Origin of the sequence: Kineococcus arenarius subsp. arenarius (assembly GCF_050871845.1) — a bacterium.
GTDB lineage: Bacteria > Actinomycetota > Actinomycetes > Actinomycetales > Kineococcaceae > Kineococcus.
This window is the reverse complement of record NZ_JBJLSE010000155.1, coordinates 1-5,105: the sequence shown is the minus strand read 5'-3', so window position 1 is coordinate 5,105 and position 5,105 is coordinate 1. Positions and strand designations below refer to the sequence as shown.

4 protein-coding genes are annotated in these 5,105 nt (G+C 77.8%); 2 read left to right on the top strand and 2 right to left on the bottom strand.

Annotated features, from left to right (window positions below):
- Positions 1-83 precede the first annotated feature (83 nt).
- Both ACRYM0_RS20250 and ACRYM0_RS20245 read right to left on the bottom strand, forming a co-directional pair.
- Positions 84-419, bottom strand: coding sequence for a helix-turn-helix domain-containing protein (locus ACRYM0_RS20250; protein ID WP_432507651.1), 336 nt, complete (start codon positions 417-419; stop codon positions 84-86).
- A 106-nt stretch (positions 420-525) separates the two neighbouring features.
- Complete coding sequence (locus ACRYM0_RS20245) at positions 526-2,070, bottom strand: methyl-accepting chemotaxis protein (protein ID WP_432507650.1); 1,545 nt, start codon at positions 2,068-2,070, stop codon at positions 526-528.
- A gap of 137 nt (positions 2,071-2,207) precedes the next feature.
- Between ACRYM0_RS20245 and ACRYM0_RS20240 the strand changes: the two genes are divergently transcribed.
- Complete coding sequence (locus ACRYM0_RS20240; RefSeq protein ID WP_432507649.1) at positions 2,208-4,223, top strand: TPM domain-containing protein; 2,016 nt, start codon at positions 2,208-2,210, stop codon at positions 4,221-4,223.
- Between the two features lie 97 nt (positions 4,224-4,320).
- A complete protein-coding gene (locus tag ACRYM0_RS20235; protein ID WP_432507648.1) occupies positions 4,321-5,037 on the top strand; it encodes a PspA/IM30 family protein in 717 nt (238 codons plus the stop codon).
- Positions 5,038-5,105: the final 68 nt, after the last annotated feature.

The following is a 5,105-nucleotide window of genomic DNA, read 5'->3' as shown; positions in this document are numbered from 1 at the left end:
CCCCCGTCCCCCCCGGCCCCGCCCCCCCCCGCGGCGGGAGCTCATCTAGTCCCACCGACCTAGCCCCCGCGCAGGGTGAGGGGTCAGGCGACGAGGGAGAGGTGCGCGACGGGGCCGGTCGCGGGGGCGGTGGACCGCGCCGGCACCGCGCGCCCGCCCGCGGACGTGAGGTCCAGCGGCTCCCCCGCGGCGCGGCGCAGCAGGTCCGCGACCGGCAGGCCGAGGGCGCCGCAGATCGCCGCGACGACCTCGGAGGAGGGTTCCTTGCCGCCGCGCTCCACCTGCGACAGGTGCGGCAGCGACACGCCCGAGGCGGCGGCCACGTCGGCGAGGGTGCGCCCCTGGACCCGGCGCTCCTCGCGCAGGACCGCGCCGAGGAGTTCGCGCAGCAGGGGCGCGTGCGGTGCGGTGCTGCTCACGGGGACCTCCGGCCTCGAGTCCTCCCCGACGCTAGCGACCGTGGCCGGGAGCCGGCAGGGCCGTCCGCTGAGAGCGGACGGCCCTGCCCGGGCCCGCGGCGAGAGGTCAGCGCCCCTCGAAGGCGGTGGCCATCTGCACCTGCTCGTCCAGGACGGCGCCGATGCGCGCCTGCACCGCGTCCAGTTCGCGGATGATCGCCGCGGTGCCCTCGATGCCGGCGCTGACCTGCTCGCTGGAGACCTGGATCCCGGCGATCTGCTGCGCGACGCGCTGGGTGGCGTCGGCGGTCTCGCGGGCCAGGTCCTTGACCTCGCTGGCGACGACCGCGAAACCGCGGCCCAGCTCACCGGCGCGCGCGGCCTCGATGGTGGCGTTCAGCGCCAGCAGGTTCGTCTGGTCGGCGATCCCCGAGATGATCTTGATGACCTCCCCGACGGCCTGGGAGGCCTGCGCCAGCGCCTGCACCTCCCCGGTCAGGGCGGAGGCCTGCCCGGCGGCGGAGTCGCCGACCCGCCCGGCGTCGAGGACGGCGTCGCGCAGCCGCGAGACGGTGTCGAGCAGTTCGCGGGAGTTCTGCGCGTCGGCCTCGGCGCGGTGCAGCACGTCCAGGCGCTGCGAGACCAGCTGGGCCACGTTGCGCAGCGCCGCCGCGCGCGTCTGGGACAGGTCGACGAACTCGGTGACGAAGAAGTCCATCGTGCCCACGACCTCACCGCCGACGACGATGGGGAAGCACACGCCCGACTTCACGCCGGCGCGCTGCGCCGCGGGCGCCCGCACGCAGTCGGTGACCTCGGCCAGGTCGCGCACGAACACCAGGTCGCGGGAGCGCCAGGCGCGGCCGGACAGCCCCACGCCCTCCGCGAAGGACGCGGCCAGCGTCACGCGGCGGAACTCGTCGCCGGCCGAACCCGACTCCACGGTGAACTTCAGGGTGCGGTCGGACTCGTCCAGCGCCCAGTACGAGCCGTACGCCCAGCCGAACACCCTGCGGACGGTGTCCAGGGCGATGCGGACCGCCTGCTCCCGGTCGCGGCCGTCGTTCAGGGCGGTGACGACGGTGGTGACGGCCTCGCGGTCGGCGAGGGTCTCGGCCAGCTCCGCGCGTTCGCGCACCGTGCGGCGGGCGTTGGCCAGCACGCGGTCGATGGTCCGCCACTTCTCCGCGCGGGCGCCGAAGAACGGAAGCGGCTCGTGGTGGTAGTACTCGATGAGGCAGACGACCCGGCCGCCCTCCACCACGGGGAACAGGGCGCCCTCGACCGCCCCGGCCTCGCGGGCGTCGCGCCAGCGCTGGCAGGTGCTGGTGGACGACTGCGCGGTCAGGTGCACGTGCTCGCGCTCCTGCAGGACCCGCCCGCCCCAGCCGTCGCCGGGGCCGATCGCGGCACCGCGCGAGCGGGCCATCCCGGCCGTCCCGGGACCGAACTCGGCGGTGATGGCGAACCGCCCGTCGGGCCGAGGGCTCCACAGGGCGCCGTAGTCCAGGCCCTGCACCTCGGTGACGACCCGGACGGTGGTGCGGTGCACGTCCTCCTGGCACCGGGCCTCGTCGAAGGCGACGAGGACGGCCTCCAGGGCCTCCACGTCGCGAGGCACCTCGCCGCCGTGCAGCGCTGCGGCACCGGCCTGCTTCTTGCGTCCGAACACGTCGACTCCGAGGGTTCTGGGGGCCGCCGGGGTTCGACGGGCGCGGGGTGTCCCCTCCCATCGGCACCACCCGACCGGGCCTTGACCCGCCCGCGCCTCGACCGGCCCGCGGCACGCCCCTGCGCCAGACTGGCCCGGTGCTGCGACCACCCCGCCCCCGCGACGCCCGCCGCCCGGTGGCGGCCGCCCTGCTGCTGGGGGTGCTCACGTGCACCGCCGCGGGCCCGGCCGCCGCGGTCGGCCCGTTCCGGGTGCCGGAGCAGGTCACCGACCGGGTGGGGGCGCTGAGCGGCACGGACGTGACGCCGGCGCTGCGGGAGCTGCAGCAGCAGGAGGGCGTGCAGCTGTGGGTGGTGTTCGTGGACTCCTTCGACGGCGCCGACCCCGTGCAGTGGGCCGACGAGACCGCCGTGGCCAGCGGCCTGGGCGTCGACGACGTGCTGCTGGCGGTGGCCACGCAGGAGGGCGCCTTCGCGTACTCCGTGGACGACGCCTCCCCGCTGAGCGACGCGGACCTGGCGCAGGTGACCCGCGACACCGAGGCGCGCCTGGTGGAGGGCGACTGGTCCGGCGCGGTCGTCGCCGGCGCGCAGTCCATCGACGACGCGCTGGGCGGCGGTTTCCCGTGGGGGGTGGCGGCCGCGGGTGCCGTCGTGGTCGCCGGGGGCGGCGCGCTGCTCCTGGCCCGCTCGCGCCGGCGCGGCCCGGACGGGGCCAGGGCCGGCGCGGCGGGCGGCGAGTTCGCCGGCACGAGCACCGCCGACCTGGCCCGCACCGCCGACGCGCTGCTGGTGCGCGCCGACGACGCGGTCCGCTCCAGCGCCGAGGAGCTGGAGTTCGCCACCGCGGAGTTCGGCGAGCAGCGCACCGCCGGCTTCCGCGACGTGCTCGACGGGGCGCGCACCGCGCTGACGGCGGCGTTCACCGCCCGCCAGGGCCTGGACGACGCCGAACCGGAGACCGAGGCGCGCCGGCGCGAGGTGCTGACCGGGATCGTCGCGGACTGCCGCCGCGTGGACGAGACGCTGGAGGCCGCCTCGCAGCGCGTCGACGAGCTGCGCGACCTGGTGCGCCGCGCCCCGGAGGTCCTGACGGGCGTGGAGGAGCGCCTGCCCGTGCTGCGCGACGCGGTGGCACCCGCGCGGCAGCGGCTCGACGCGCTGCGCGGGCAGTTCGGGGGGACGGCGCTGGCGGCGGTCGCGGACGCCCCCGGGGAGGCGTCCGAGCGCCTGGACCTGGCGGAGCGCTCGGCGCTCGCGGCGCGCGGCGCGCTGGCCGACCCCACCCGCGCCGGCGAGGTCGTGGACGCGGTGCGCGCCGCCCAGGGGGCGCTGGCCCAGGCCGAGCAGCTGCTGGCGTCGGTGGAGCGCACGGGCACCGACCTGCGCCGCGCGGTGCAGGAGCTGCCCGTGGCGCTGGCCCGGCTGCGCGCCGCGGCGGACGCGCCCGCCGACCCCTCCTCCCCGGTGCCGGCGGAGCTGGCCGGGGCGCTGGCCGCCGCGCGCGCCGTCGCCGCCTCGGCGCAGCAGCAGGGCGCCGAGGACCCGCTGGGCGCGCTGCACCGCGTCGTGGAGGCCGAGCGGGCGCTGGACGCGGCGCGGGACGCGGTGGAGGAGACGGCCCGCGAGCGCCGTCAGGAGCGGGCGGCGCTGGAGCAGGCGCTGCTGGCGGCGCGCGCGGAGGTGGACGCGGCGGAGGACTTCGTGGCCACGCGGCGCGGTGCGGTGGGCGGCACGGCCCGCACCCGGCTGGCGGAGGCCCGCCGGCACCTGGGTGCGGCGGTGGAGCTGGCGGCGGGTGACGCGGCGGCGGCGCTGCAGCACGCGCGCACGGCGGACGCGCTGGCGGAGGAGGCCGGGCGCCTGGCGCGCGCCGACGCGTCCTCGTGGGGTGCGCCGGGGACGGTGGCGGGCCCGGGTCTGGAGGACCTGCTGGGTGGGGTGCTGCTGGGCGGCGGGCGGCGGCGCACGGGGTTCGGCGGCTCGTGGGGCGGCGGGTTCGGCGGGGGCTTCGGCGGGTTCGGCGGCTCGTGGGGCGGGCCGGCCCCGACCCGGCGCGGCCGCTCGGGCGGGTTCGGCACCGGCGGCGGCTCCCCGCGCCGCTCCGCGGGGCGCTCCTCGGGGGGCCGGCGCGGGGCGGGCGGGCGGTTCTGAAGGCCGTTCCGGGCTGCCCGGCGGGGCGGGGGCTGGGAGGGTCGGGGCAGCACGAGCAGCACGAGTCGCCGGCGCGGCCGGCGGGGAGGACGGGGACGTGGCGCAGAAGCAGTCGATCCTGGGTCGCATCGCGCAGCTGGCGCGGGCGAACGTCAACGCGCTGATCGACCAGGCGGAGGACCCGGAGAAGGTCCTGGACCAGGTGATCCGGGACTACACGGCGAACATCGCCGACGCGGAGGCGGCGATCGCGCAGACGATCGGGAACCTGCGCCTGGCGGAGGCCGACCGCGACGACGACGTGGCCGCCGTGCAGGAGTGGGGCGCGAAGGCGCTGGCGGCCTCGCGCAAGGCCGACGAGCTGCGCGCGGCGGGCCGGGGCGGGGAGGCGGACCGCTTCGACGAGCTGGCGAAGCTGGCGCTGAAGCGGCAGATGTCCTTCGAGCAGGAGGTCAGCGCGGCGTCGCCGCAGATCGCGGCGCAGACGGAGGTCGTCGACAAGCTCAAGAGCGGGCTGGCGTCGATGAAGGAGAAGCTGGTGGAGCTGCGCGGCAAGCGCGACCAGCTGGTGGCGCGCGCGAAGGCCGCGCAGGCCCAGTCGCAGGTGCAGGCGGCGATCGGCTCGATCGACGTGCTGGACCCCACCTCGGAGCTGTCGCGCTTCGAGGAGCGGGTGCGACGGGAGGAGGCGCGGGTGGCCGGGCAGGCGGAGCTGCAGGCCGACTCCCTGGACGCGCGGTTCGCCGAGCTGGAGGACCTGTCGGCCGACCTGGACGTCGAGGCCCGCCTGGCCGCCCTGAAGTCCGGCGCCTGACCCTCCCCTCCCTCGCGCCCCCCGCTCCCCTCCCGCGGTGATCAAGGAAGTTGCAACTTCCTTGATCA